This window comes from Deefgea sp. CFH1-16 (assembly GCF_016881365.1).
In the GTDB taxonomy this organism is placed as follows: Bacteria; Pseudomonadota; Gammaproteobacteria; order Burkholderiales; family Chitinibacteraceae; genus Deefgea.
This window is the reverse complement of sequence record NZ_WLYT01000001.1, coordinates 2,551,869-2,576,660: the sequence shown is the minus strand read 5'-3', so window position 1 is coordinate 2,576,660 and position 24,792 is coordinate 2,551,869. Positions and strand designations below refer to the sequence as shown.

Here is a 24,792-nt window from a genome sequence, read left to right as displayed (position 1 = left end):
CATTTTTAGCGTCGGTGCCACGTAGATAATCCCAATGGCCAAGCCCACAATGGTGCCGATTTTTAAAAAAAGTCGACAAATAATCCCGTGGCGCGAGCAGCAACAACCAAACCGGCAACACCGAAGCGACAAAGCCATAAATAATCAGCGACCAGGCCAAGGTTTCGCCTTTCAGTGTGAACATCGCCGCCATCGTTGGGTTTTGCGCCACATCGCCGCCGTAAACAATCGCCAGCATCAGCAACACAAAACCAATAATCGAGATTTCAGCGATTTGTCCGGGCCGGATATAGCGCATATAAATGCCCATAAAAAAGGCAATGGGAATGGTCGCCGCAATGGTAAACGTGCCCCAAGGACTGCCCACCAGCGCCTTGACTACCACCAAGGCCAAGACCGCGAGCAAAATCACCATAATCAGCAGCAAAATGCCAATCATCGCAATCACGCCAGCCACCGAGCCTAATTCGGCCTTAATCATTTCCCCCAAGGACTTACCATCACGTCGGGTAGAGATAAATAAAATAATCATATCCTGCACCGCACCAGCGAGCATCACGCCAGCCAGCAGCCATAAAGTGCCGGGCAAATAGCCCATTTGCGCCGCAAGCACCGGCCCCACCAAAGGCCCTGCCCCTGCAATCGCGGCAAAATGATGACCAAATAACACCCATTTATTGGTCGGTACATAATCCAAGCCATCGCTGTGCTTTTTTCTGCCGGCGTAAGGCGTTGATCGTTGAGCTCTAATACTTTCTCCGCAATAAAGCGGCTATAAAAGCGATAAGCAATCGCATAACACGACATCGCCGCCACAATCAGCCACACCGCGTTAATCGATTCACCTCGATTGAGCGCAATGGTGCCAAAGGCGGCCGCGCCCATTAAAGCAATAAAAAGCCACATGGCTTTTTCCTTGATACTCTGCATTTTTCAACTCTCCTGTGACTCAAATAAAAACGCTTATGCCTGCGTCATTACCGCATTTCTCGCATCAACTTACCGCTTGAGTCAATAGAAGTAATCTAACTGTTGCTTTAGGGTCGGCTCATGCTGGCACTGCTTCTACTCAATTCACCCCATGAAAATCAGACTCTCGGCGTTATTTACAGCCATTTAACGCGTCAAAGTTAGCCATAAAACACAATGCAACACCTTGTAAGAAACAGTTGTTATGCAGTTGGCCTAGTGCTAAATTAGCGCCGCTTAGCTGAGTTATTCAATATTATCAAAAGCTTAAATAACCAAGACTAAGAATAAAAAAATGAATACTGGAGAAGACAAATGAATAAAAAACAACTTTCTGGCTTACTGGCCAGCAGCTTTTTAGTTTCAAGTGGCGCACTACTCATGCCGCAAATGGTTTCAGCGCACGGTTCAATGGAAGTTCCAGTGAGCCGCGGATTAAGTTGTTTTAATGAAGGGCCAGAAACACTCAAATCAGCTGCCTGCCAAGCCGCTGCCGCCACTTCAGGTAAACAAATGCTGTACGATTGGCCTGGGGTGAGCCAATTGCCCAATGGCAATCACCAAGCCTTTGTGCCAGATGGCCAGCTGTGCGGTGGTGGTCGTAGTGATTACGCCGGTTTAAATTTAGCGCGCACCGACTGGGCGACAACGCCGATTGCGCCGGATGCTAACGGTAATTTTGAGTTTATTTTCAACGGCACCGCACCGCATCAAACACGCGATTGGCAGTTGTTTGTCACCCGTGATGGCTGGAATCCCAATACCGCGTTGAAATGGACTGATTTAGAAAAAATTTTGCACCTTGGGCAATCTGCCCGTCGACAGCAATAAACGCTATAAATTGCAGTGCAAACTGCCAGCCAAAAAAGGCCCGCATATTATCTATTTGGCGTGGCAGCGTAGCGACAGCACCGAAGCATTTTATTCTTGCTCTGATGTCAACTTCACCGGTGGCGTTTCAACCTTTAAAGAGCTAGGGCAAATTCGTTCAGCACAAGACTTAAGCGCCAATACCAAGGTCACTTTCCGCTTATTTGATCAAGATGGGCGCGATCTAGAAAGCACCAGCACCACGCTGGGCTTTGATGCCTTCACCGGTTTGCAAACCAATCTTGCGGCGAACTGGCCTTTTGCCTTGGCACAACAAGTCAATAGCGTGTCCAAATATGTCAGCATTGGCGTATTGCAGAGCAATAACACCATTAGCCCAGTAAAAAGTACGCAAGATAACCGCGTCTATAATCGCAGTGGTTTAGCGGTGAGCTATCAAATTGATATCGCAGCACCTGGCGGCACAACACCAACGCCGGTACCAAGTGCTACGCCTACCGCCAAGCCAAGTAGCAGTCCAACGCCAACGGCTACACCTACGGCCATACCCAGCACCAGTCCAACGCCAACTGCAACCCCAACAGCCAAGCCAAGCACGAGTCCAACACCAACGGCCACTGCAACGCCAGTGACACCAACGACTAGCCCTGCTGCGACTTGCGCTCCGGCTTGGAATGCTGCAACCACCTACGCCGCGCCCAATACCAAAGTGAGCTATAACGGCCGCTTATATAGCAATAAATGGTGGACTGCCGGTGAAGTACCAACGGCTTCTGGCCAATGGGGTGTCTGGAAAGACCTCGGCATCTGTAAATAATCGTTTCTAAGTACCTAGCCCGTTTTAAACGGGCTATTTTTTAAGCGTTGTGCATCGCCGCTAAAGCCAATTGATGTAACACAGGCCCATTACTTGCAATCACCTGCCCGACTGAGTTTTTGACTAAAGCTTGACCTTGCCAATCGGTCATCATGCCGCCAGCAGCAATCACCACCGGTGCAACCGCAGCAAAATCATGCAGCTTTAAGCCTTCTTCAATCACCACATCCAAGCCGCCCGTCGCGACCAAAGCATATTGGTAGCCGTCGCCGCCATACACCGTAAAGCGGCCCTGTGCTTGAAATGGATTAAATAACGACCAGCTGCGTTCAGAAAAATATTGCGGACCTGTAGTGCCGACTCGTGCGCGGGCTAAATCACTAATTTGGCTCACAGTGATCGCTTCACCATTAAGCGTACAACCTTGGCCAATCACACCCAGCCAGCGCTCTTTAGCAATCGGTTGATTAATCAAGCCCAGCACTGGCTGGCCTTGATAGAGTAATCCGATCAAAGTGACAAATAACGGTCGCCCAGTGATAAAGGCCTTAGTGCCATCAATCGGATCGAGCACCCACACCCAATCGGCGTTTTCGCGTTCAGAGCCAAATTCTTCGCCGATAATCCCCTCATCGGGCCGTTCGGCCTGAATTAAAGCGCGCATCACTTGCTCAGCCTCACGATCGGCTTGCGTAACAGGGCTGTCGTCGAGCTTATCGTCAATGGCCAAGCCGGTGCGGTAATAACGCGCAATCACGGCGGCACTGGCATCGGCTAGTTTTTGAGCAAAAGCTATTTGTTGTGGGCTGGGAATCACGGCCATCTCCATTGGTAAAAATAAGCTGATTTTACGGGGAATTGATGACAGGCAGTATGTTGCGGCTTGTAAATTCATTTTTTATTACGACTTGCCACAAATGCCGACTTAAACGCGAGCACTTTTATCAACAAGTTGCATTGATCATTAAAAATTGAAATTCCCGACTAAAAGAGTACACTTTTATCCATATTCAAAGCATTTTGCAGTACGCCACTTCGGCAGAGAGTCAAACCTCAACACGCAGTAATAAGCAAAAAGTGCATTCCCTTTTAGCGACTGGAGCAAAAGATGCAAGGCGATAAAAAAATACTCAAAATACTCAATGGCGTACTCGGCAATGAATTAATCGCCATCAATCAAACCTTTTTGCACGCCCGAATTTATAAAAACTGGGGCTATCAACACCTCAATAGCAAGGTTTACCATCAATCGATTGCTGCGATGAAACAAGCCGATAAACTCATTGAACGGATTTTGTTCTTAGAGGGGCTGCCCAATCTACAAGAGCTAGGCAAGCTACTGATCGGTGAGGATGTCGCCGAAATGCTCGCTTGTGATTTAACGCTCTATAGCAGCATGCTGCTGACACTACGTGATGCCATCAAGTCGTGTGAACACGCGCAAGATTATGTCAGCCGTGATCTTTTGGCCCATCTATTAGAAGAGGAAGAAGAGTACGTCGACTGGCTCGAAACCCAACAAACCCTGATCAAAGACATGGGTCTGGCCAACTATCTGCAATCACAAGCGTTTGGCGAATAAGGAAATACATCATGCAAGGTCATCCTGCCGTTTTACAAACACTCAATGGCTTGCTCGCTGCTGAGCTCAGCTCAATTGATCAGTATTTTATTCATAGCCAGATGTATCACAACTGGGGTTATGACAAACTATTTACCCGCATCGATCATGAGCGCCAAGATGAGATTGGCCACGCCACACTCCTCATCAAGCGCATTTTATTTTTAGACGGCACGCCCAATATGGCGGAGCGCACACCATTACGCATTGGGCAAAATGTCGCGCAAATGCTGCAGCTGGATTTAGATACCGAATATGACGTGGCCGCAGCGCTCAAAAAATCGATCGCGATTTGCGAAAAAGAACACGATTATGTGACGCGCGAAATTTTAGTCACTTTGCTCGATGATACCGAGCAAGACCACGCGCATTGGCTAGAGCAACAATTATTGTTGATTCGTCAAATCAGTTTGGAAAACTACCTGCAATCGCAAATGTAGTCCCCTACCGCAAGTCATAAAAAAGACTCGATCTATCTCAACGAGATCGAGTCTTTTTTATGTTTTGGGTATTTAGCTATAGCCAATAAATTTAAAAGTCTACAGCGCAATACCCCATAATGGCACAGCCAATTCATCGATATTGCGATGCGAGTGCGGATGACAGTGCCACAAAAAACGCCCTAAACCATGGATTTAAATGGCCACACCCCATGACAATGTATACGGCAATGTGGCTATTTTTTGCCACTAAACTAGCCCCTTTTTATTTTGAGTCTGCAATGGCATTCAGCGTCATACTTAAAAGCATCATCAGTAGCTTTTTACTGCCTCCGGGCAGCTTAATTTTATTATTGGCACTGGCTTTTTCATTACGCCATCGCGCGCCAAAATGGAGTTTATGGCTATCTTGGTCCACATTATTGGCACTGTATCTATTTAGCACGCCGCTAATAAGTAATGCACTGGCCACTCGAGTTGAATTAAAACCACCGCTTGAGGCCAACACCAGTGCCACAGCCATCGTTGTGCTGGGCGGGGGGAAACGTTTTGGCGCACTTGATATGCCAGAAGGTGAAACCATGAATAATGTGACTTTATCGCGCGTCCGTTATGCCGCACAACTTCACCGACTGCATCAGCTACCCGTTTTGGTCAGCGGTGGCTCGCCATTGGGCGGCGAGAGCGAAGCCAAATTGATGCAACAAAGCTTACACAATGATTTTAATGTTAAGGTCACTTGGCTTGAATCAAGCTCAAACGATAGTGCCGACAATGCCAGCCAGAGCGCTAAATTATTACTGCCACAAAACAAAAATATTCTGTTAGTCAGTTCAGCCGATCATTTACCACGCGCAATCCGTAGCTTTGAAAAAGCCGGTTTTACGGTGTTTCCTCAGCCAACAGACTATCACCACCATGAAGCATTCAGCATCTTAAGCTTCGTGCCGCGCGCCAAAAATTTGGCCACTAGCAGCAACGCTCTGCGTGAACTACTCGGGCAGACGTGGTATCAGCTCCGGAACATATAAGATAGGTATTGCCACCAAGCAGGCCAGCTAAATGCAGTACAGCGCAATACCTAGGGTCTGTTGACGATTTATTTTTAAATTTATTTTTAAGAATAGACAAAATCTGGGTGCCAGACGATTTCCCAAATATGGCCATCCGGATCGGAAAAAAAAGGCGCAATAAGCGCCCCATTTCGCCCAGTGCGCTGCCTTGAGTAAGACAGCACCACCTTGCACCGCTAGCTGCAGCAGTTGATCTACCTCGCTCGCTGCTGCGACATTATGCGCCAAGGCGCTGCGCCCTAAGCCTGCAGGCGCTAATGTTGTCCCCAAGTCGCTCGACAAAGCATCCGCACAATACAGCGCCAATTGCAGCGTTGAGAAATCAAAAAAAACCACTTGCTCAGTGACTTTACGCGGCGTTAACCCCAGCGCATCACGATAAAAAATCAATGATCGATTTAAATCGTCCACCGCCAAGGTAATAAAACTAATTCGAGCTTGCATTCATCGAGCCAGAGGACTGGTTTGGGCTAATTCATACACGGTTTTACCCTGCAATTTAAAATACTCAACAGCATGGTATAAATTTTCTGAGTGCCCGACATACAGTAAACCTGCCGTTTTCATTAACGGGGCAAATCGTTGCAATATTTTAAGCTGTGTTGGTTTATCAAAATAAATCATTACATTGCGACAAAATATGGCATCAAATTGTCCACGAATCATCCAATTGGCTTCAATTAAATTGAGCTTGCGAAACACAATCATATCGCGTAGTTCTTGCTTTAATTGATAACGCCCATCTGCTTGCTGATTAAAAAACCGACTCACTCGTTGCGGACCTAATTTTTGTACTTCATCAGCGGAATAAATCCCCAAACGAGCAATATCCAACACATTGGTATCTAAATCCGTGGCCAAAATCTTTACTGGCGGGCGCAAGCTATCAAATGCTTCGCAGGCGGTAATTGCAATTGAATACGGCTCTTCCCCAGTGCTCGAGGCTGAGCACCAAATATTAATCACGCCCACGGTACGCAGCGTTTTTAATTGCTGATTTAGAATATCAAAATGATGAGCCTCCCGAAAAAAGGAGGTGAGGTTCGTCGTTAATGAATTGGTAAATAACTCAAATTCTTTTTGATCGCCGCGCTCTAAAACATGCAAATAATCATTAAACGACTTTAAATTTAATGCGCGTAAGCGTTTTGCCAATCGCCCATAAACCATGTCTTGTTTTGAGCTAGCCAGCGCAATCCCAGCATAGTTGTAAATCAGGGTGCGAACCTTTTCAAAGTCCGCGTCGGTAAATTGAAATTCACGATGGCTAGACAGCATATAGGCATTTCCAGAAATAACAACGGCGTATTCGAGGCTGTTCACATTAGGTCTAATTATATGGGTATTGCTGCTTAGTCGCATAAGTCATACCAAAGCTCAGACTTCAATCGCACACACTAAGCAGCTCAACCCAACGCTAACTGACGTTTAGCGATACAACTAATTTTAGTTCAAACCTAGATCATTCCAAATTGCATTAATTCTGGCAACTGCGCCAGCGTCACGTTCAATCACGCGTCCCCATTCCCGGTGGGTTTCACCGGGCATTTTATTGGTGGCATCCAAGCCCATTTTGCCGCCTAAACCCGAAATCGGACTGGCAAAGTCTAGATAATCAATCGGCGTATGCTCAACCAACGTGGTATCACGAACCGGATCCATTCGGGTGGTAAATGGCCCAAATGACTTCTTTCCAGTCGCGGCAATCGACATCATCATCAACAATAATGATGTATTTAGTGTACATAAACTGGCGTAAATAAGACCAAACACCAAACATAATGCGTTTGGCATGACCCGGGTATTGTTTTTTGATTGAGACAATCGCCATCCGATAACTACAGCCTTCGGGAGGCAGATAAAAATCAACAATTTCCGGAAATTGTTTTTTGCAAAATCGGTACAAATACTTCATTCAGTGCCACGCCTAAGATTGCAGGCTCATCTGGCGGTTTGCCGGTGTAGGTACTGTGATAAATCGGATCCGGCCGGCTAGTGATGCGCTCAACTTCAAACACTGGAAACCAATCTTGCTCATTGTAATAACCCGTGTGATCGCCATACGGACCTTCTAGGGCATGCAAGAAGCCATTCACTTCTTTGAGCGGTGTGCCATGTTCAGAAAAACCAGTAAAGCCCGTTTCGCACGCTTTAAGCACGCCTTCTAAAATGATTTCTGCGCTAGCTGGTACTTGTAAATCAGAACCGATGCATTTCACCAGTTCGGTTTTGCTGCCACGCAACAGCCCGGCAAATTGATATTCGCTGAGTGAATCAGGTACTGGCGTCACCGCGCCAAGAATGGTAGCAGGATCGCAGCCCAACACCACGGCGACGGGATAGTCTACGCCGGGGTTTTGTTTGGCATGCTCACGAAAATCCAATGCGCCACCACGGTGAGCGAGCCAGCGCATAATTAATTGGTTTTTTGCAATTAATTGCTGCCGATAAATACCCAGATTTTGCCGCTTTTTATTCGGCCCACGGGTGACGACCAAGCCCCATGTAATCAGCGGTGCAATGTCACCCGGCCAGCAATGTTGAATCGGTAATTGCGTTAGATCGACATCCGTTCCAGCAATCACGTTTTCTTGGCAAAGCCCTTTGCGCACTTCTTTGGGCACCATATTGAGTACTTGTTTTAAGAGCGGCAGTTTATCCCATGCGTCTTTAAAAACCTTTTGGCGGCTCAGGCTCTTTTAGATAAGCCAAAGTATGACCAATCTCTCTGAGCGCCGAGACTTCTTGTGCCCCCATCCCCAACGCCACCCGGCGCGGCGTACCAAAGAGGTTTGCCAACACGGGCATAGAGTGACCAGGCACATTCTCAAACAACACCGCAGGGCCTTGGGCGCGCAAAATACGATCACACAGCTCAGTCATTTCTAATTTAGGCGAAACCGGAATTTGAATCCGCTTTAATTCGCCTTGCACTTCCAGCTGCGCCATAAAATCACGCAAATCATGGTACTTCATAACTAGCCACCCAAAAAAATGCCCGGTGATGACCGGGCGTAGTCGTCGTTAATGCGTTAATTTAAGCCGATAAGCTCATGGTCGCGGTATGCGTTTCACCTGCGGCGAGCAATAAGCCATTATCAAACACATTGCCGCGTTCAACACAGACAAAAGTTTGATTCAAACCCGCGCCAATATCGCCAATATTAGCCGCATGTGCGCCCGGATTCCAAACAACCGCACTGTGCGTATCGCTAACAATTTGAATGCTACGCTGAGCAGTCACAATTTTTTGCTCGGCAGGCACATTTAAATACACTCGGTCGGTGGTGCCCGTAAAAGTCATATCGCCAGTTTGCAATAAGCGGACATGCTCGCCGACGGTATCAATATATTCGCAACCCGCCAAGCCTTGCACTGCAACCTGGGTATAGTCTTCAACCGCAAAATAGCTATGGAACGCATAGGTATACGGTAGAGATGTATCGCTGCGATTTTCTATTTTTAAACTTAAATCCAAACAACGTCCAACTCGAATAGTCAATTCAAACTCAAAGGCATGTGGCCAAATCGCCAAGGTTTGTTCATTGTCTTGCAAGCATAAAATCAGCTCGGTACCACCATCAGCTAAATTTTGCGCTGAGCGCAACTGCCAATCCATTGCACGCGCAAAACCATGCGAAGGTAAGCCATCAGGGTGGCCACCAAACCATGGCATACACAGCGGAATTCCGCCGCGAATTGCTTTAGCGGGTTTAAAAATGGCATTGGGTGACAGCCAAAGCAAATTTTGGCCTTGCGCAGGAATGTATGAAATTAAGTGCGCGCCTTGCAGCGCCAACACAGCCGAGCCCAAGGTATTTTCAACCACCAAGAGGGCTAAGCCCTCGCCCTCGGTTTGATAATAAGCACTAGACGTTGTCAGGCGTACCCCATTGACTTGCGCTAACATTGCTTCGATTTGCTGCATTTTCAAAAACTCCATCGCCATGCGGCTTATTTTAATTTACAGCCGCACTCAAGCGGCATTACTTTTGCTCTGGGACCCAGACCAAGGCATCTCCAGTCAGAACGACTTCGCCTTTAACCCAGCATTCAGTCAATAATTTCACTCTTTGTTTATCAAGCTGAACTTCAAGCACCGTGACCCGCGCAGTCACCGTATCGCCGATCCGTACTGGCTTCACAAAGCGCAAATTTTGCCCCATATAAATGCAACCCGGGCCGGGCAATTTGGTACCAATTACGGTTGAAATCAAACTGGCGGTTAACATCCCATGGGCAATTCGCCCAGCAAACTGAGTTTGACTGGCAAACTCTTCATCAATATGCATCGGGTTATTGTCACCACTGAGTCCTGCAAATAACACAACATCAGTTTCAGTCAGCGTTTTACGAAATTCATCTGAATCACCAACGGCGATTTGATTCAAAAATCGAGTCATTGCAAACCCCTTATGCAGATTGATTAAAACGTCAATCAGCTACATTAACCATCGTACAAGGGATGAGCAATCCTTTTATTAATTCAGCGCAAAATTAAGGCAAAGTGCTCGGTGGAATGCCTTGAATACTGCGCTCAGGATCAAACCAGCGCGAAATCCATTTAAACGAGCGTCGCCAAGCGTCTTGTGCCGCAAAGGAATTGGGATTGGCGCGTCTATCAACTAATTTATTCATTTGTACTTTGTTTTTGAATACTTCAGCATCGGCAAAGTCATGCTCCGCATCGGGATAGCTCACTTGATGAAATAGGTCTTGCCCTGATTTTTCACCTAAACGCCGACAAGATTCGGCAGTGCTTTTTTTCCCTTCTTCCCCGACAAGCAATAAGGTGGGAGCCGCCACACGATAAGGTGAGCGACCTAAAAACATTTGGCAGTTGGGATAAAATGCCACCGCTGATTTTACCCCAGGCTCACGTCGATTCATTAATGCCAGCACCGTGCTAGCACCATCAGACCAACCAATCACCGCAATTCGGCTAGCATCAACTTCGTTTCTCGCTTTAAGCCAAGCAATGGCAATCTGTGCATCATTGGCTCTTAAGCCAGTATTTTTTCGTTTATTACGGCTAGAAAAACAGCCTTCTCGCTTTCCTTTTGGGCCATCTTCGTCGAGCATCAAAATGCCAAAATTCATTTCTTGTAATAACGATGCCATTTTCATCAACCGCTCATGATTGGACGCTTGGTTTTGATCCAAACGATTACAACCATGCAAAAGCAAGATCGCTGGCCCCATTGGTTTGGGCGGAGCAAGAAAAAAGCCAGCAAGACTCACCTTGCCAGAATTAATAACCACTTCTTCTGCGGCAGTAGAGACCGAAACTAGTAATAAGAAAAAACTCAGAACAATTTTCATTTAAGCAATCAAACGTAGTGCAAAAGGAAATCGATAGAGCCACCCTTTTCTTGCATTAATGGCTCCCAAAATACAACAAATAACATGGATACAATACAGCACTCCCGCAAGCAGCCAGCCAACAAACGGAATTAGGCTCAATACAAAGCTACAAAGCAGCATTGTAATCGACCAATTGAGCGCTTCTTTAGCTGTGCTCAAGACAAAAGCGTCATCACGCAAAAATACATATGCCACTAAGCCTGGAATAACGCTGAAAAACAAAGTGAAGAGATAGACTAAGAGCGCCACATTTTTACTGTGCTGAGAAATTGCAGGTTGCGGCAAAAAAGAAGGCTGCATCAGTAAGTGTTTGAAGACCAAACGAGGTCTGCGACTTTACCACAGCGAGCACGATGAACAAAGTCAATACGCTCAAAGCTTGTGCCAAACTCGACGCTCATCGGGTTCTGCAATTGAAATAAAAAATCTCCTAGCGCCAGACGAATTTCTACACTAAACCACCTAAGAACTTCCTATTTGGGAAGCAAAAAACAACGTCGAGGGCTACATAATGGATCAAACAATCTATTGCAATATCGATCAACGCGGTATTGCAACAGTGACCCTAAACCGCCCCGCCACCCGCAATGCCATTGATGAAGTGATGATGAGCGAGCTCACAGCCCACTTAATTGCTTTGCAGCAAGATAGCCAAATCAGAGCCGTTATTCTTCAAGCCACTGGTCATTGTTTTTGCAGTGGTGCCGATTTAAATTGGATGAAGCGAGGTGCATCAGCGGATGCCGACCTTAATTTTGAAGACGCCATTCAGTTAGCAACCTTATTGCGCACGCTAGATCGACTTCCGGTTCCAACAATAGCCCGAGTTCATGGCCCAGCCCTAGGCATTGGCCTAGGCATTATTTCATGTTGTGATTTAGCCATTTGTACCGAAAATGCATGGTTTATGATCCCAGAAACGAGGCTTGGCCTCATTCCTGCCATTGTTGGGCCTTATATCATGAACCGAATTGGCAGCAACGCTGCACGCCGGTATTTTTTGACCGCGGAAAAATTCAATAGCGTCGTTGCCCTGCAAATTGGATTAATGAATGAGCAGCATCAAGATGCAGAGCATATGGATGCACATATTGAACACTGGCTAAGTGAAATTGGGAAAAATAGCCCACATGCACTAGCGGCAACCAAACGATTAATCACTTCGGTCAACCATCGTGCGATTGATGATGCCATGATCTCAGACACTGCACACCGAATTGCCCACATTCGGACTCACGAAGAAGCACAAGAAGGACTCAATGCGTATTTAGAGCAAAGAGCCCCTTATTGGCAGACTCAAATTAATTCACAGTAAGCCATGGTCTCGGCCGAGGAATCGGCGGTTTTTCTTCAGATTCTGCAACAGAAAGCAACCGTAAAGCCAATTGCTGCGCATTAATTTGTTCATCCAGTATGGATTTAGCGCTTACGTCACTGCAAGCGCTAAGCGCTCGGCCAGTGGCCATATCCAAAATAGTCGTCATGGTGTGCTCCTCCATCAGGGTATTACGCATTGAGGAACGAAAAACAGCTTGTCTTACTTTTTAATATATCGACTCGATTACTTAAAAATGCAATTTTTATTCAAAAAAAACGGCAGCTGCACGCTGCCGTTTTTACATTAATCATTTGCCTTATTCTGCTTTGGGCTTGACTTGATATTTTACTTTTACGTCTTTACGAATCGCATCAATAAAGGCCGCCATTTCAACTTGACCATACATTTTGGCTAAATTCTCTTGCATACGGAACTGATCTTCTGCAGATAAGGCCGGTGCATCAATGGCTTTAATCACTTTATAAATCACATAACCACGGCCAGGAACAGCGCCACCCACATACGCAGGTAGTTTGCTGGTGTTGGCTTTAAAGATCGCCTTCAAATTAGCATCAGAGACGCCCTCTACGGCGATCCGAGTAAAGGCTTGCGCTGATCCCCAAGCTAGATTTTCAACCTGTCCCGCTTGCAAAGCCGCTAATTTCTTAGCGCCATCGGCTTGTGCCAAAGCAAGGGCTTTTTCTTGCTTAAGTTTTGCCGTAATCATTGGCGTAACTTCAAGCAATGATTGAGTGCTCACTGGTTTATATTCTAAAACGCGTGCCGATACCCATTGGCCCGGTGCCAACTCCAAAGCTTCAGAATTATGTTTCGCCTTCAATACATCATCTGAATAAATCGCCTCAATCATTTTCGGATTACCCAGCAAAGGGTCTGCCGCATTTGAACGCGTCAACCAATCACTTTGTTTTACCGCTAATTTCAATGCATCAGCTGTTGGTTTTAAACTGTTTGATTGCTGGTACACCAACTCGGTGAATTTCTCAATTTGAGCAGGAAATTGACTTTGAGTTTTTTGTTGTTTTAACTTCTCAATCACACTCGGTTTTACATCAGCCAGCGATGTTGACTTCACGTCATTGAGTTGAATAATGTGAAAACCAAAATCCGTTTCTACCAAATTACTGATTTCGCCTTTATTTAATTTAAAAGCCACCTCATCAAATGGTTTAACCATCATCCCTTTGGCAAAAAAGCCAAGATCGCCACCATTAACGGCTGAGCCTGGATCTTGTGATTTTTGCTTGGCCAATTCAGCAAAGCGAGCCGGATTGGCTTTCACTTGCACTAAAATTTCTTCGGCTTGTTTACGTGCAGCCGTTTTATCGGCTGCTTTCGCGCTCTTATCAACCGCAATCAAAATATGGCTAGCGCGACGTTCTTCCTTGGCCAGCTCTTGTTTGTGTTCGGCAAAGTATTTTTCAACCTCTGCGTCACTCACCGTTTGCGCTGCCGCTAAATCACTTTGTGGACAACAATAAATACTCAACTTTGACCATTTCTGGTTTTTTGTAGTCGGCTTGGTGAGCATCGAAATATTTTTTAACTTCTGCATCAGAAACCGTCACTTGTGGCAAATATTGCTCGGCAGAAATTGTTGCCGTCACCACTTCACGCTTTTCAGCCATCAATTGATTAAGCTGCTGCATCGCCGTATTTGACACAAAACCAGTTTGCACAAAGCCGTCCATTAGCTGACGCATCACAATGTCTTGGCGCATTTTTTCTTCAAAAATAGCCGGTGACATTTGTTGAGACGCTAATATTTCCTGATAGCGTTGATCATTAAACTTCCCATCAACTTGAAATGCAGGAATTTGCATAATGGCATTACGAACCAATTGATCTGGCGCAGCTAATTTAAGCGCAACTGCCCGATCTTGTAGTAAACGCTGGCGAACTAACTGCTCAATCACCATCGGTTTCATATTATCTGGAATGGCCTGATTACCAATGGCTTCAGCAAGATGTGTCGATCGGTAATCGTATAACCGCCCACTTTAGCCAGATAAGGCGTGCTGTCATCACTCATTGCGGTGTAACCAGAAAGGCCCAAACCCACTACCAAACCCAAAGAGACCAAACCTAGTACCACGGTCACTGCGGTTTTATTCTTATTTACAATATCAAACATACCCAGCTAACTCCTGCTATTCATGCGCGTTATCATGCCATATTGCAGCGGCACTGTCTGTAAGCGAGTGGGATTTGCATCGCAAAATAAAAAAAAGGACAAACTTGCGTTTGCCCTTTGATTCATTTGGCGGAGTGGACGGGACTCGAACCCGCGACCCCCGGCGTGACAGGCCGGTATTCTAACCAACTGAACTACCACTCCATATCAAAAAATCACCGTCAACGAGCCATGCTCATTGCAGTCATTTCAAATACCTTGCAGCAAAAACAGCTTATTGAACAGCGTCTTTCAGTGACTTACCAGCACGGAATTTAGGCTGCTTTGCTGCTGCAATCGTGATGCTTTCGCCAGTACGTGGATTGCGGCCTGTACGCTCTTCACGCTCAGACACATAAAACGAACCAAAGCCAACTAAAGTTACTTCGTCGCCACCTTTCAGTGCCCCAGAAATAGCTTCAATAGTTGCATCCAGCGCTTTACCAGCAGCGGCTTTTGATAAGCCAGCAGATTCAGCGATTGCATCGATGAGTTCAGATTTATTCACTTACATCCCCTTTCAATTTAATTAAATTTAACTGTGATTTCGTTTGCTACAACGGTTATATCAAGCAGTAAAAATACGTGTCAACTACGCTTGATACTTTGTTGGGTAGTTTTAACGTCAACAACCCGTGGCAAAAACCCAAACTCAAACGCTTAATGTTTAATGCTTGGTTGCGGTGCTTCAGTGCCTTCAATCACCGGAACTTCCACAGCAATAACAGCCGTAGCCTCAGGCATACGCTCTAAAGCATGCGCCAATACGTCATCAAACCATTTGACGGAATGAATAGCAAAGCCCTCGCTTCACATTGTCGGGAATTTCAGCCAAATCTTTGACATTTCCCTCGGGAATCAAGACTTGCTTAATCCCGCCACGATGCGCTGCGAGTAATTTTTCTTTCAAACCGCCAATCGGTAAAACTTCACCACGTAAAGTAATTTCACCCGTCATTGCGACATCACAACGAACAGGTATACCGGTCAACACTGATGTTAATGCGGTTGCCAAGCCAATACCTGCCGAAGGTCCATCTTTTGGTGTAGCACCCTTCAGGCAAATGAATGTGCATATCATTTTTTTGGTAAAACTCAGGATCAATCCCCAAGCTCACTGCACGGCTGCGTACAACAGACAATGCGGCCTGTATTGATTCTTGCATCACATCGCCCAGTTGACCTGTTTGTATCATTTTACCTTTACCCGGCAATTTGACCGCTTCAATGGTCAGCAACTCACCGCCTACCTCAGTCCACGCCAAACCGGTCACTTGCCCGATCTGATTTTTTAATTCAGCAACACCATATTCAAAACGATGCACACCGAGATATTTATCTAGGTTTTTACTGGCTACCGTGATTTTCTTATCGCTTGGCTTCATGAGCAACGCTTTAACCACTTTACGGCAGATTTTAGCGATTTCACGATCCAAACTACGTACACCCGCTTCACGCGTGTAATAACGAATAATGTCACGCACTGCGGTATCCGCAATCAATAACTCGCCGTCAGCAACGCCGTTGTTTTTCATTTGCTTAGGCACGAGATATTTCAACGCAATATTGACTTTCTCGTCTTCGGTGTAGCCCGACAAACGAATAATCTCCATCCGGTCTAATAATGGCGCTGGAATATTCAGTGAATTGGCCGTCGCCACAAACATCACATCAGATAAATCATAATCCACTTCAAGATAATGATCGCTAAATGAGTGATTTTGCTCTGGATCTAATACTTCAAGTAATGCAGAAGACGGATCTCCCCGCATATCGCTGCCAATTTTATCGACTTCATCGAGTAAAAATAGTGGGTTTTTTACACCAACTTTACTCATGCTTTGTAAGATTTTACCTGGCATTGAGCCAATATAAGTCCGGCGATGGCCGCGGATTTCAGCCTCATCACGAACACCACCCAAAGCCATACGAACAAACTTACGATTGGTCGCCCGTGCAATACTTTCACCCAAGCTGGTTTTACCTACGCCTGGTGGGCCAACTAAGCACAAAATCGGCGCTTTTAATTTTTCGACGCGGGTTTGCACTGCCAAATATTCAACGATTCGCTCTTTAACCTTATCCAAACCATAGTGATCCGCATCTAAAACCGTTTCTGCTGCGGCCAAATCTTTACTAATTTTGGTTTTCTTTTTCCAAGGTAACGCCAACATGGTGTCAACGTAATTGCGCACCACAGTCGCTTCAGCTGACATCGGCGACATCATGCGTAATTTTTTGAGTTCAGCTTCGGTTTTATCCTTCGCTTCTTTACTCATACCCGCATTTTTTATTTTCTTTTCTAACTCGTCCAAGTCTGCACTTTCATCCAGCTCACCGAGCTCTTTTTGAATCGCTTTAACTTGTTCGTTTAAAAATAATATTCACGCTGGCTTTTTTCCCATTTGCCGTTTCACACGGCCACGAATACGTTTTTCTACCTGCAAGATATCTAGCTCAGACTCAAGCTGCTTGAGCAAATGATCCATACGTGTTGCCACGTCGTCCATTTCAAGTACGGCTTGCTTTTGCTCTAATTTCAACGGTAGATGAGCTGCAACGGTGTCTGCTAAACGCCCAGCCGTTTCAATACCAGCCAATGAAGTTAAAATTTCCGGCGGAATTTTTTTTATTCAATTTGACGTATTGATCAAATTGCGTCAACAAAGCACGGCGCATACCTTCAGCTTCATGATTACTTTCATCGGCCAATAGCTGAGGAGTTGCTATTGCTTGATAAAAGCCATCTTGATCTTCTAAAGACTCGACTACGGCGCGTTGCAGACCTTCGACCAAAACCTTAACCGTACCATCGGGCAGTTTTAATAATTGCAAAACAGTGGCAACAGTACCAATCGGGTACAAATCGGCCATCGACGGTTCATCTTTAGCGGCATTTTTCTGTGCCACTAATAAAACATGCTTATTGCCTTCCATTGCCGCTTCAAGTGCTTTGATCGACTTAGGACGGCCCACAAACAACGGAATAACCATATGTGGGAATACTACAACGTCACGCAATGGCAACATTGGGAACGAAGTAGATTCAACCGGTAGTAATTGATGCTCAGACATATTGGGATGACCTGATCGAGAGTATGTTCACAATATGTGGTCACTGCGCTTAAATTCAATCGCAGAGCCATAAACAATAACGCCCGCATCCAGCTTCAAAACAAGGAAGCAGCAGCGGGCGAGGAAAAAAACTACTTATTTGCTAGCTGTATCAATTTGCGGTGCAGCGGCAATAAACTCGGGTTTTGCTGCAGCAGTAATCACTTCTTTGCTCACAACAACCTTTGCAATACCTTCCATCACAGGCAGCTCAAACATCGTATCAAGCAATGTCTGCTCAACGATTGAACGCAAACCACGCGCGCCAGTTTTGCGCTCCATCGCCTTGTGTGCAATCGCCGCTAAAGCGTCAGTACCAATCTCTAACTCAACATTTTCCATTTCAAACAATTTTTGATATTGCTTGATTAAGGCATTTTTAGGCTCAGTCAGAATGGTCACCAATGCAGCCTCATCGAGTTCAGCCAATGTGGCAACAACCGGCAAGCGGCCAACAAACTCTGGAATCAAACCAAAACGAATCAAATCATCTGGCTCAACTTCATGCAGCAATTCACCGATGTTTTTACGCTCGTCCTTGCTTTTAACTTCCGCGCCAAAACCAATACCACCTTTGACTGAACGGTTACGGATAATTTTATCCAAACCTTCAAACGCGCCACCACAAATAAATAAAATATTGGTGGTATCGACTTTAGGTAAATCTTGATTTGGGTGCTTACGGGACCGCCACTCGGTGGCACCGAAGCCACCGTGCCTTCAATTAATTTCAACAATGCTTGCTGAACACCCTCACCCGATACATCGCGAGTGATGGATGGATTTTCAGACTTACGTGCAATTTTATCTACCTCATCGAGGTAAACAATGCCGCGCTGCGCTTTCTCGACGTCGTTATCGCACTGCGCTAAGAGCTTGGCGATAATGTGCTCAACGTCTTCACCCACATAGCCAGCTTCAGTCAGCGTGGTTGCATCTGCAATCACAAACGGCACGTCAAGCAATTTAGCCATGGTTTGTGCCAGCAAGGTTTTACCCGAGCCAGTTGGACCAATGAGCAGAATATTCGATTTAGCCAACTCAACGTCATTACCCGCGCGACCTTTGGTCGACAAACGTTTGTAATGATTATAAACCGCAACCGATAAAATCTTTTTGGCTCGCTCTTGGCCCACAACATACTGATTGAGCTCATCACGAATTTCTGTTGGTTTAGGTAAACGCTTTACCTTCACCGGTAGTGATTGAATCAGCGGTTAAATCCGTCACTTCTTCTTGAATGACGTCATTACACAAATCAATACACTCATTACAAATAAAGACTTGCGGACCTGCGATCAATTTTTTTACTTCATGCTGACTTTTGCCGCAGAAGGAACAATACAATAATTTTTCTTTATCAGACATGAACAGCCATTCCGAATATAACTCGCCGAGGAAAGAAAAGCCGCCAGACTCGCTGGCGGCTACTTAGAGATCGGCTTGAGGTTAACCTGCCAAAGTCGCCCGAGAAACCAAGACTTCATCTACTAAACCATATGCTTTAGCTTCATCTGCATTCATGAAATTATCACGGTCAGTATCACGCTCAACCGTTTCAATATCCTGTCCGCTATGCTTGGCCAACAATTCGTTCAAAGTACGTTTGGTCTTAATTAACTCTCGCGCATGAATTTCAATATCCGAAGCTTGGCCTTGTAAACCACCAATCAAAGGTTGATGAATCATAATCCGCGAATTTGGCAAAGAAAAAACGCTTGCCTTTCGCTCCGCCAGACAATAAGAATGCACCCATTGAAGCCGCCATACCCACACATAAAGTAGAGACATCGGGCTTAATAAATTGCATCGTATCGTAAATCGCCATCCCTGCAGTCACTGAACCGCCTGGAGAATTGATATAGAGCGAAATATCTTTATCTGGATTTTCCGACTCTAAAAACAATAACTGAGCGACCACAAGATTGGCCATTTGATCATTCACTGGACCGACCAGGAAAATGACCCGTTCTTTCAGCAAGCGTGAATAAATATCATACGCACGTTCACCGCGGCCGCTTTGCTCAACGACCATAGGCACTAGACCGATATTTTGCGGATCAAATTCCATTCTGGACATTCCAACCTCTCAGTTTAAATTATTGACCTTGTTGGCCCATCAATTCATCAAAGCCAATCGCTTGTTCAGTTACTTTAGCTTTTGACAAAACAAACTCAACCACATTGTCTTCCAAAGCCATATTGGTTGGGCCAGATAAGCGATCAGCACTTTCGTAGTACCAAGCAACCACTTCACTTGGATCTTCGTAATTTTGTGCCAAATCTTCAATGATGGCTTTAATTTGTTCTGGCTGAGTTGAAAGTTTTTCGATTTCAACCAATTCAGACAAAGCCAAACCAAGATGTACGCGGCGTTTAGCTTGCGCTTCAAACATCGCTGGTGAAAACGGTACTGTCGCTGGATCAATACCACGGTTTTGCAAATCGCCCTTCGCACCTTCAACCAAACGGCCAATTTCAAGCGCGATCAGGTTGCGTGGCAAATCCATTGGCGTTGCTTCAATCACCGCAGTCATTGCGCTTTCTTTAATGCGTGATTTAAGGCGGAAACGCACTTCGCGTTCCAAATTACCTTTCACTTCTGCACGCATTTTTTCAACGTCGCCGTCTTCGATACCTAAGCTTTTTGCAAAGTCGGCATCAACAGCTGGCAAGTTTGCAGCAGCAACGTTTTTCACTGTAATTGCAAATACTGCAGTTTTACCTGCAACATCTTTACCATGGTAATCGGCAGGGAAAGCAACGCTAACGTCTTTGCTTTCGCCTTCTTTCATGCCAATCACGCCGGCTTCAAACTCAGGCAACATTTGGCCTTTGCCGATCAAGAAAGCGTAGTTGTCTGATGAACCACCAGCGAAAGCCACGCCATCAATCGAACCTTTAAAGTCGATGATCACGCGATCACCGGTCTCTGCAGCACGCTCAACACGTTCAAAACGAGTGCGTTGACTACGTAAGATATCGATGGTTTTGTTAACTTCTTCATCGCCAACCACTAAAGTTGGTTTTTGCACTTCGATGCCGCTCAAGTCGCCCACTTTAACTTCTGGGTACACTTCAAACGTTGCCAAAAATTCAAAATCGCCTTCGGCACTTGAATCTTGCTTGGCTTCAAAACGTGGGTAGCCAGCAACTTGCAATTTTTGCTCTACGACTGCTTCGCCAAAAGCGCGCTCAACCGTTTCACCTAAAACTTCTTCTTGCACACGGAAACCATGGCTTTGTGCCACGATATTCATTGGTGCTTTACCAGGACGGAAACCGTCAATTTTTGCAGTTTTTGCAACGCGCTTGAGGCGGGCATTCACTTGCTGTGCGATTTCTTCGCGTGGCACCGAAATGGACAGACGACGCTCAAGAGCGCTCAGGGTTTCCAGTTGTGCTTGCATTACCAGTATTCCTCAAACGTATTTCCAGATGAATTTCATCCAGAAGAAATTATTAATCAATAAAATATAAAACAACCGGTTCAAAGCCGATTTGGCCACCGTATTGCCCTAATCATGCCCATAAAGCGCCATTCTGACAGCTTTACTCAGTAAAGCTCAACATTATAGCAAAGTCTTTACAGCATGACCATCGACCAACTCACGCGCTGATCCGTGTCAAGACAACGAAAAACAGCGCAATACAGAACAAATCGGATTCAAAAGCGTAATTTCAAGATGGCGGCTTATTTTTTTCAAACGCAAAAAAAGCCACCTGCATACGCTAAGTGGCTTTTCAGTTTTGATGCATTGCATCGTTGTTCTGGTGGGGGATAAGAGACTCGAACTCTTACACCTTGCGGCGCTGGAACCTAAATCCAGTGCGTCTACCAATTCCGCCAACCCCCCAACAAGACCCGCATCTTACAGAACAAGCCCCGAGTGGTCTAGTCTTTTCGTACTTTTTTATTAAAAAAAACCGCGATTAAAAATTAATGCTTTTATTTTCAAGCGGCTAGCCTTTTTCATCTAGTAAATAAAAATCACCGCCACAACTAAATACGACTGAAAAGACCGGTTTATTTGCATTCCAGTAGCAAATAAATCACAGCACTTGGCGTGATTTAGCCGACCTAGTTATACTCGGGCATCACCTTTTACACTTTAAACGGAATGCCGTATGAAAAAGATCGAAGCGATTATCAAACCATTTAAACTGGATGAAGTTCGCGAAGCTTTTATCTGAACTGGGCATTTCCGGCCTCACCGTCACTGAAGTGAAAGGTTTTGGTCGCCAAAAAGGGCATACCGAGCTCTACCGTGGCGCCGAATATGTCGTCGACTTCTTGCCAAAAGTTAAAATCGAAGTGGTTTTATCGGATGACCAAGTTGAAACTGCCATCGAAGGCATTATTAAAGCCGCTCACACCGGCAAGATTGGCGACGGCAAAATCTTCGTCAGTCCAGTTGAGTATGTAGTTCGTATCCGCACCGGCGAAACCAACGATCAAGCTGTATAAGATCACCATTAAAAATGCCAGCTGATGCTGGCATTTTTACGTCTCATCACTCTATTTAAAATCCACTCACGCTACTCAGCAAGGCAGATCCCTTCATTCGTACTACAAAGGTATATCAACGCAATCCTAGTAGATAATGAGCTGGACTTACATACCCTATACTTCAATCGGGTCAACATCCAAACTCCAGCGCACTTTAGGCAGTTTCAACGCCACAATCGTTGGCAAAGCCTCATCGAGCACCGCCTGTAATTGCACCTTGGATTGCGCGGCGATCAATAATTGCGCCCGCTCTACGCCCGCCTTTTTGAGCATCGTCGCCGCCACCGGCTGATTGAGCAATAAATGGGGCTCAGGTGCAATACAGGCACGAATTTGCGCCAATGCCGACAATGCTTGCTCTAACTCGGGAGCGTCGGCACGAAACAAGGCCCCAAGCATTCGCTGGCGGCAACAACATCATTTGCCGCTCATGCAAAGTGCGATCAGCAAATGGTGCAAAATCGCGCGCTAATAATTGATGATAAAACGGATGATCGGAAAAAGCGGTTTGGATAAATACTTCGCCAGGTAGCTCACGCCGCCCGGCTCGCCCGGCCACTTGCGTTAACAATGCAAATAAACGCTCTTCGGCGCGAAAATCGACGCTATATAAGCCCGTATCGGCATTGAGCACGACCACCGTTGTGAGCAAATCAAAATCATGGCCTTTGGCGAGCATTTGGGTGCCAATCACAATATCAACCTCGCCGGAATGCACTTGCGCCAACGCCGCATCCAATTCGCCTTTTTTACTGGTTGAATCGCGATCGATGCGCAAGATTTTTTTGCCCGGAAAATGCTGCGGCAAAGATTCTTCCATCCGCTGCGTCCCTTGCCCAACCGGTTTTAAATCATGATTGCCACAATCTGGGCAAGCCGGCGTAATCGCCTGCTCATATAACCACAATGATGGCAGCGCAAGCGGCGCTCTTTTAAATGCAATACCAAACGCGCCGAGCAATGGGTACAGCAGGCCATCCAGCCACATTCACCGCACTGCAATACTGGAGAAAAACCCCGCCGATTTAAGAAAATCAGCACCTGCTCACCGCGATCGAGCGCGGCATGCATCGCAGCCAGTGCCATCACATGCAAGCCATCAACGAGCCCGACATTTTTAACCGGCAGTAAAGTGATTTTGGGCAAGACCGCGCCCGGTACTGCGCGCTCAGACACAAGTGAGCATGCGATAGCGCTTGGCTTTAGCATTGGCCCAACTTTCAATACTCGGCGTGGCAGAGCCAAGCACAATCGGCACCTTGGCCTGCCTAGCCCGATACACCGCCACATCGCGCGCCGAATAGCGCAGACCTTCTTGTTGCTTAAATGAAGGGTCATGCTCTTCATCGACAATAATCATGCCCAGCTGTGGCAACGGCGTGAACACCGCCAAACGCGTACCCAATACAATTTTAGCTTCGCCGCGCAATGCCGACAGCCAATTGACCGCGCGCTCGGTATCATTCAAACCGCTATGCAATGCCGCCATCGGCACCCCCGGAAAGCGCGCACGAAAGCGCCCCTCTAATTGCGGCGTGAGATTAATCTCGGGAATCAGCACCAACACCTGCAAACCTCGCGCCAACACTTGCGCGATGGTTTGCAAATACACTTCGGTTTTGCCACTACCGGTAATGCCATACAGCAAAAACGGCGCAAAACCACGTGCCGCCGTCAGCTCAGCAACCACCAGACTTTGCTCTGCATTGAGTGCCAAATCATCGCTGGCCTTAGCGATAACCTTGGCCTCAAGCGCGGACTGCAGCCAGCCTTGTTCATGCCAAGCTTTAACCCAACGCCAAGCGCTGTCATGCAAACGACGCAGTGCCGCTGGGGTATGCGGCACCGACAAGCATGCCGCGACACGGCGCTGCGCTGGTGCTCTTAAGGGAATTTGCCGCAACAACTCGGCCACATCCTCGGCAAAATACACCAAGCTAGGCGCAGGCTCACGAAACACGGTTGGACTACGAAATACTTTCGGCAGCGCAGCGGCAATCACCGCGCCAATGGGATAGTGATAGTAATGCGCGACAAACTGACACAACTGCAAGGTTGCGGCGGGCAACGCCGGCAAATCATCCAAAACCGCTAAAATCGCTTTGGGCTCACCTTTAAAATCGGCCGCATCGGCGCGTAATTCAATCACCACCCCCGAAAGGCGGCGAGGACCAAACGGCACGAGCACGCGCATCCCCACCTTTGGCGTCAACCCCGCTACCGCATAAGCGAATAACTTTTTAAGCGGTACGTCAAGTGCAACCAAGGCAAAAGCAGTCACTTTTTCTCTCTTTATCATGCAAAAGCTTTCGCCAGTAGGTTATACACAGTTTCTGTGGATAATTTTGTGGGCAAGTTGCAAAAAAGCCTAAAAACCCCAATAAAGCTGTGCCTATGCTTAGGTTGCACAAAAATTGGACACAAAAATAAAACCAACAAAATCAACAACTTAACTTTGTCAACGATTTACATCAAATTTTTTAATAGGGGATTGACAAGTTAAAAATCACCAACTTAACAAATGTGCATAACTTGATGTAA

At 46.2% G+C, this 24,792-nt stretch carries 23 protein-coding genes, 2 tRNA genes and 7 pseudogenes; 7 read left to right on the top strand and 25 right to left on the bottom strand.

Annotated elements, in window-relative coordinates:
• Both GKO28_RS21670 and GKO28_RS21665 read right to left on the bottom strand, forming a co-directional pair.
• Nucleotides 1-138 (bottom strand): annotated as a pseudogene (locus GKO28_RS21670) (hypothetical protein); the annotation flags it as partial.
• Nucleotides 131-807 (bottom strand): annotated as a pseudogene (locus tag GKO28_RS21665) (carbon starvation CstA family protein); the annotation flags it as partial. The pseudogenes GKO28_RS21670 and GKO28_RS21665, both read right to left, overlap by 8 nt.
• A gap of 477 nt (nt 808-1,284) precedes the next feature.
• On the opposite strand from GKO28_RS21665, the gene GKO28_RS14155 reads away from it, so the two are divergent.
• Nucleotides 1,285-1,800, top strand: a complete 516-nt coding sequence (locus GKO28_RS14155; RefSeq protein ID WP_182076728.1) for a lytic polysaccharide monooxygenase auxiliary activity family 9 protein — start codon at nt 1,285-1,287, stop codon at nt 1,798-1,800.
• Between the two features lie 10 nt (nt 1,801-1,810).
• Complete coding sequence (locus tag GKO28_RS14150) at nt 1,811-2,617, top strand: lytic polysaccharide monooxygenase (protein WP_182077494.1); 807 nt, start codon at nt 1,811-1,813, stop codon at nt 2,615-2,617.
• 40 nt (nt 2,618-2,657) lie between these two features.
• Here GKO28_RS14150 and hisN read toward each other — a convergent pair whose 3' ends face one another.
• Nucleotides 2,658-3,434, bottom strand: coding sequence for a histidinol-phosphatase (gene hisN / locus GKO28_RS14145; protein ID WP_307839029.1), 777 nt, complete (start codon nt 3,432-3,434; stop codon nt 2,658-2,660).
• A 291-nt stretch (nt 3,435-3,725) separates the two neighbouring features.
• On the opposite strand from hisN, the gene bfr (GKO28_RS14140) reads away from it, so the two are divergent.
• The 3 genes from bfr (GKO28_RS14140) (at nt 3,726) to GKO28_RS14130 (ending at nt 5,709) form a co-directional block, all read left to right on the top strand.
• Entirely contained in the window at nt 3,726-4,199 is a 474-nt protein-coding gene (gene bfr / locus GKO28_RS14140; protein ID WP_182076725.1) for a bacterioferritin, read from the top strand.
• An 11-nt stretch (nt 4,200-4,210) separates the two neighbouring features.
• Nucleotides 4,211-4,678, top strand: a complete 468-nt coding sequence (gene bfr, locus GKO28_RS14135) for a bacterioferritin (RefSeq protein ID WP_182076724.1) — start codon at nt 4,211-4,213, stop codon at nt 4,676-4,678.
• A gap of 281 nt (nt 4,679-4,959) precedes the next feature.
• Nucleotides 4,960-5,709, top strand: coding sequence for a YdcF family protein (locus GKO28_RS14130; RefSeq protein WP_182076722.1), 750 nt, complete (start codon nt 4,960-4,962; stop codon nt 5,707-5,709).
• A gap of 27 nt (nt 5,710-5,736) precedes the next feature.
• Here GKO28_RS14130 and GKO28_RS14125 read toward each other — a convergent pair whose 3' ends face one another.
• The 7 genes and pseudogenes from GKO28_RS14125 to GKO28_RS14095 all read right to left on the bottom strand — a co-directional run bounded on the left by GKO28_RS14125 (nt 5,737) and on the right by GKO28_RS14095 (nt 11,415).
• Nucleotides 5,737-6,195, bottom strand: a complete 459-nt coding sequence (locus GKO28_RS14125) for a VOC family protein (protein WP_203564176.1) — start codon at nt 6,193-6,195, stop codon at nt 5,737-5,739.
• On the bottom strand, nt 6,196-7,074 hold the full coding sequence (locus tag GKO28_RS14120; protein ID WP_307839028.1) for a CheR family methyltransferase: 879 nt from the start codon (nt 7,072-7,074) through the stop codon (nt 6,196-6,198). It abuts the gene before it with no gap.
• A 123-nt stretch (nt 7,075-7,197) separates the two neighbouring features.
• A pseudogene (gene ubiD, locus GKO28_RS14115) lies at nt 7,198-8,727 on the bottom strand (4-hydroxy-3-polyprenylbenzoate decarboxylase).
• Nucleotides 8,728-8,788: 61 nt separating this feature from the next.
• On the bottom strand, nt 8,789-9,679 hold the full coding sequence (locus GKO28_RS14110) for a D-hexose-6-phosphate mutarotase (RefSeq protein WP_182076720.1): 891 nt from the start codon (nt 9,677-9,679) through the stop codon (nt 8,789-8,791).
• Nucleotides 9,680-9,737: 58 nt separating this feature from the next.
• Nucleotides 9,738-10,154, bottom strand: a complete 417-nt coding sequence (locus tag GKO28_RS14105) for a MaoC family dehydratase (protein WP_182076718.1) — start codon at nt 10,152-10,154, stop codon at nt 9,738-9,740.
• A gap of 94 nt (nt 10,155-10,248) precedes the next feature.
• Entirely contained in the window at nt 10,249-11,073 is an 825-nt protein-coding gene (locus GKO28_RS14100) for a dienelactone hydrolase family protein (protein ID WP_182076716.1), read from the bottom strand.
• A complete protein-coding gene (locus GKO28_RS14095; protein ID WP_182076714.1) occupies nt 11,074-11,415 on the bottom strand; it encodes a DUF4870 domain-containing protein in 342 nt (113 codons plus the stop codon).
• A 211-nt stretch (nt 11,416-11,626) separates the two neighbouring features.
• Between GKO28_RS14095 and GKO28_RS14090 the strand changes: the two genes are divergently transcribed.
• Entirely contained in the window at nt 11,627-12,430 is an 804-nt protein-coding gene (locus GKO28_RS14090) for an enoyl-CoA hydratase-related protein (protein ID WP_182076712.1), read from the top strand.
• Here GKO28_RS14090 and GKO28_RS14085 read toward each other — a convergent pair.
• The 11 genes and pseudogenes from GKO28_RS14085 to GKO28_RS14035 form a co-directional block, all read right to left on the bottom strand.
• Nucleotides 12,417-12,599, bottom strand: a complete 183-nt coding sequence (locus GKO28_RS14085) for a hypothetical protein (RefSeq protein ID WP_182076711.1) — start codon at nt 12,597-12,599, stop codon at nt 12,417-12,419. The genes GKO28_RS14090 and GKO28_RS14085 overlap by 14 nt on opposite strands.
• A gap of 150 nt (nt 12,600-12,749) precedes the next feature.
• Entirely contained in the window at nt 12,750-13,943 is a 1,194-nt protein-coding gene (locus GKO28_RS14080; protein WP_182076709.1) for a peptidylprolyl isomerase, read from the bottom strand.
• Complete coding sequence (locus GKO28_RS14075; RefSeq protein WP_182076707.1) at nt 13,915-14,382, bottom strand: SurA N-terminal domain-containing protein; 468 nt, start codon at nt 14,380-14,382, stop codon at nt 13,915-13,917. Before GKO28_RS14075 ends, GKO28_RS14080 begins: the two co-directional genes overlap by 29 nt.
• Nucleotides 14,379-14,588, bottom strand: coding sequence for a hypothetical protein (locus GKO28_RS14070; protein WP_182076705.1), 210 nt, complete (start codon nt 14,586-14,588; stop codon nt 14,379-14,381). The genes GKO28_RS14075 and GKO28_RS14070 overlap by 4 nt, the downstream gene beginning before the upstream one ends.
• 127 nt (nt 14,589-14,715) lie before the next feature.
• Nucleotides 14,716-14,792: transfer RNA gene (locus tag GKO28_RS14065), tRNA-Asp, on the bottom strand.
• A 70-nt stretch (nt 14,793-14,862) separates the two neighbouring features.
• Nucleotides 14,863-15,135, bottom strand: a complete 273-nt coding sequence (locus tag GKO28_RS14060; protein ID WP_173531936.1) for an HU family DNA-binding protein — start codon at nt 15,133-15,135, stop codon at nt 14,863-14,865.
• Nucleotides 15,136-15,287: 152 nt separating this feature from the next.
• Nucleotides 15,288-17,702, bottom strand: a pseudogene (gene lon, locus GKO28_RS14055) (endopeptidase La).
• Nucleotides 17,703-17,837: 135 nt separating this feature from the next.
• Nucleotides 17,838-19,109 (bottom strand): annotated as a pseudogene (clpX, locus tag GKO28_RS14050) (ATP-dependent Clp protease ATP-binding subunit ClpX).
• 81 nt (nt 19,110-19,190) lie between these two features.
• Nucleotides 19,191-19,821, bottom strand: a pseudogene (clpP, locus tag GKO28_RS14045) (ATP-dependent Clp endopeptidase proteolytic subunit ClpP).
• A gap of 19 nt (nt 19,822-19,840) precedes the next feature.
• The gene (gene tig, locus GKO28_RS14040) at nt 19,841-21,151 is read right to left on the bottom strand and encodes a trigger factor (RefSeq protein ID WP_173531940.1); all 1,311 of its coding nucleotides are present in this window, start codon (nt 21,149-21,151) and stop codon (nt 19,841-19,843) included.
• Nucleotides 21,152-21,513: 362 nt separating this feature from the next.
• Nucleotides 21,514-21,598, bottom strand: a tRNA-Leu gene (locus GKO28_RS14035).
• A 271-nt stretch (nt 21,599-21,869) separates the two neighbouring features.
• Here GKO28_RS14035 and GKO28_RS14030 point away from each other — a divergent pair.
• Nucleotides 21,870-22,209 (top strand): annotated as a pseudogene (locus tag GKO28_RS14030) (P-II family nitrogen regulator).
• A 156-nt stretch (nt 22,210-22,365) separates the two neighbouring features.
• Here the strand turns inward: GKO28_RS14030 and GKO28_RS20260 are convergent.
• The 4 genes from GKO28_RS20260 to GKO28_RS20245 are packed head-to-tail and all read right to left on the bottom strand — an operon-like array spanning nt 22,366 to nt 24,532.
• Nucleotides 22,366-22,593: a hypothetical protein gene (locus GKO28_RS20260; protein ID WP_247646558.1), complete on the bottom strand. Its 228-nt coding sequence runs from the start codon at nt 22,591-22,593 to the stop codon at nt 22,366-22,368.
• Complete coding sequence (locus tag GKO28_RS20255; protein ID WP_247646557.1) at nt 22,562-23,071, bottom strand: helicase-related protein; 510 nt, start codon at nt 23,069-23,071, stop codon at nt 22,562-22,564. The genes GKO28_RS20260 and GKO28_RS20255 overlap by 32 nt, the downstream gene beginning before the upstream one ends.
• Before the next feature lie 26 nt (nt 23,072-23,097).
• Complete coding sequence (locus GKO28_RS22370; RefSeq protein ID WP_307839027.1) at nt 23,098-23,427, bottom strand: hypothetical protein; 330 nt, start codon at nt 23,425-23,427, stop codon at nt 23,098-23,100.
• Nucleotides 23,420-24,532, bottom strand: coding sequence for a DEAD/DEAH box helicase (locus tag GKO28_RS20245; protein ID WP_307839026.1), 1,113 nt, complete (start codon nt 24,530-24,532; stop codon nt 23,420-23,422). Before GKO28_RS20245 ends, GKO28_RS22370 begins: the two co-directional genes overlap by 8 nt.
• Between the last annotated feature and the right edge of the window lie 260 nt (nt 24,533-24,792).

Excerpts from the sequence above, each read along its gene's own strand:
- GKO28_RS14155 (WP_182076728.1), top strand. The coding sequence starts at position 1,285 with ATGAATAAAAAACAACTTTCTGGCTTACTGGCCAGCAGCTTTTTAGTT.
- bfr (WP_182076725.1), top strand. The coding sequence starts at position 3,726 with ATGCAAGGCGATAAAAAAATACTCAAAATACTCAATGGCGTACTCGGC.
- bfr (WP_182076724.1), top strand. The coding sequence starts at position 4,211 with ATGCAAGGTCATCCTGCCGTTTTACAAACACTCAATGGCTTGCTCGCT.
- GKO28_RS14130 (WP_182076722.1), top strand. The coding sequence starts at position 4,960 with ATGGCATTCAGCGTCATACTTAAAAGCATCATCAGTAGCTTTTTACTG.
- GKO28_RS14125 (WP_203564176.1), bottom strand. The coding sequence starts at position 6,195 with ATGCAAGCTCGAATTAGTTTTATTACCTTGGCGGTGGACGATTTAAAT.
- GKO28_RS14110 (WP_182076720.1), bottom strand. The coding sequence starts at position 9,679 with ATGCAGCAAATCGAAGCAATGTTAGCGCAAGTCAATGGGGTACGCCTG.
- GKO28_RS14105 (WP_182076718.1), bottom strand. The coding sequence starts at position 10,154 with ATGACTCGATTTTTGAATCAAATCGCCGTTGGTGATTCAGATGAATTT.
- GKO28_RS14100 (WP_182076716.1), bottom strand. The coding sequence starts at position 11,073 with ATGAAAATTGTTCTGAGTTTTTTCTTATTACTAGTTTCGGTCTCTACT.
- GKO28_RS14095 (WP_182076714.1), bottom strand. The coding sequence starts at position 11,415 with ATGCAGCCTTCTTTTTTGCCGCAACCTGCAATTTCTCAGCACAGTAAA.
- GKO28_RS14090 (WP_182076712.1), top strand. The coding sequence starts at position 11,627 with ATGGATCAAACAATCTATTGCAATATCGATCAACGCGGTATTGCAACA.
- GKO28_RS14085 (WP_182076711.1), bottom strand. The coding sequence starts at position 12,599 with ATGACGACTATTTTGGATATGGCCACTGGCCGAGCGCTTAGCGCTTGC.
- GKO28_RS14075 (WP_182076707.1), bottom strand. The coding sequence starts at position 14,382 with ATGAAACCGATGGTGATTGAGCAGTTAGTTCGCCAGCGTTTACTACAA.
- GKO28_RS14070 (WP_182076705.1), bottom strand. The coding sequence starts at position 14,588 with ATGTTTGATATTGTAAATAAGAATAAAACCGCAGTGACCGTGGTACTA.
- tig (WP_173531940.1), bottom strand. The coding sequence starts at position 21,151 with ATGCAAGCACAACTGGAAACCCTGAGCGCTCTTGAGCGTCGTCTGTCC.
- GKO28_RS20255 (WP_247646557.1), bottom strand. The coding sequence starts at position 23,071 with ATGGAAGAATCTTTGCCGCAGCATTTTCCGGGCAAAAAAATCTTGCGC.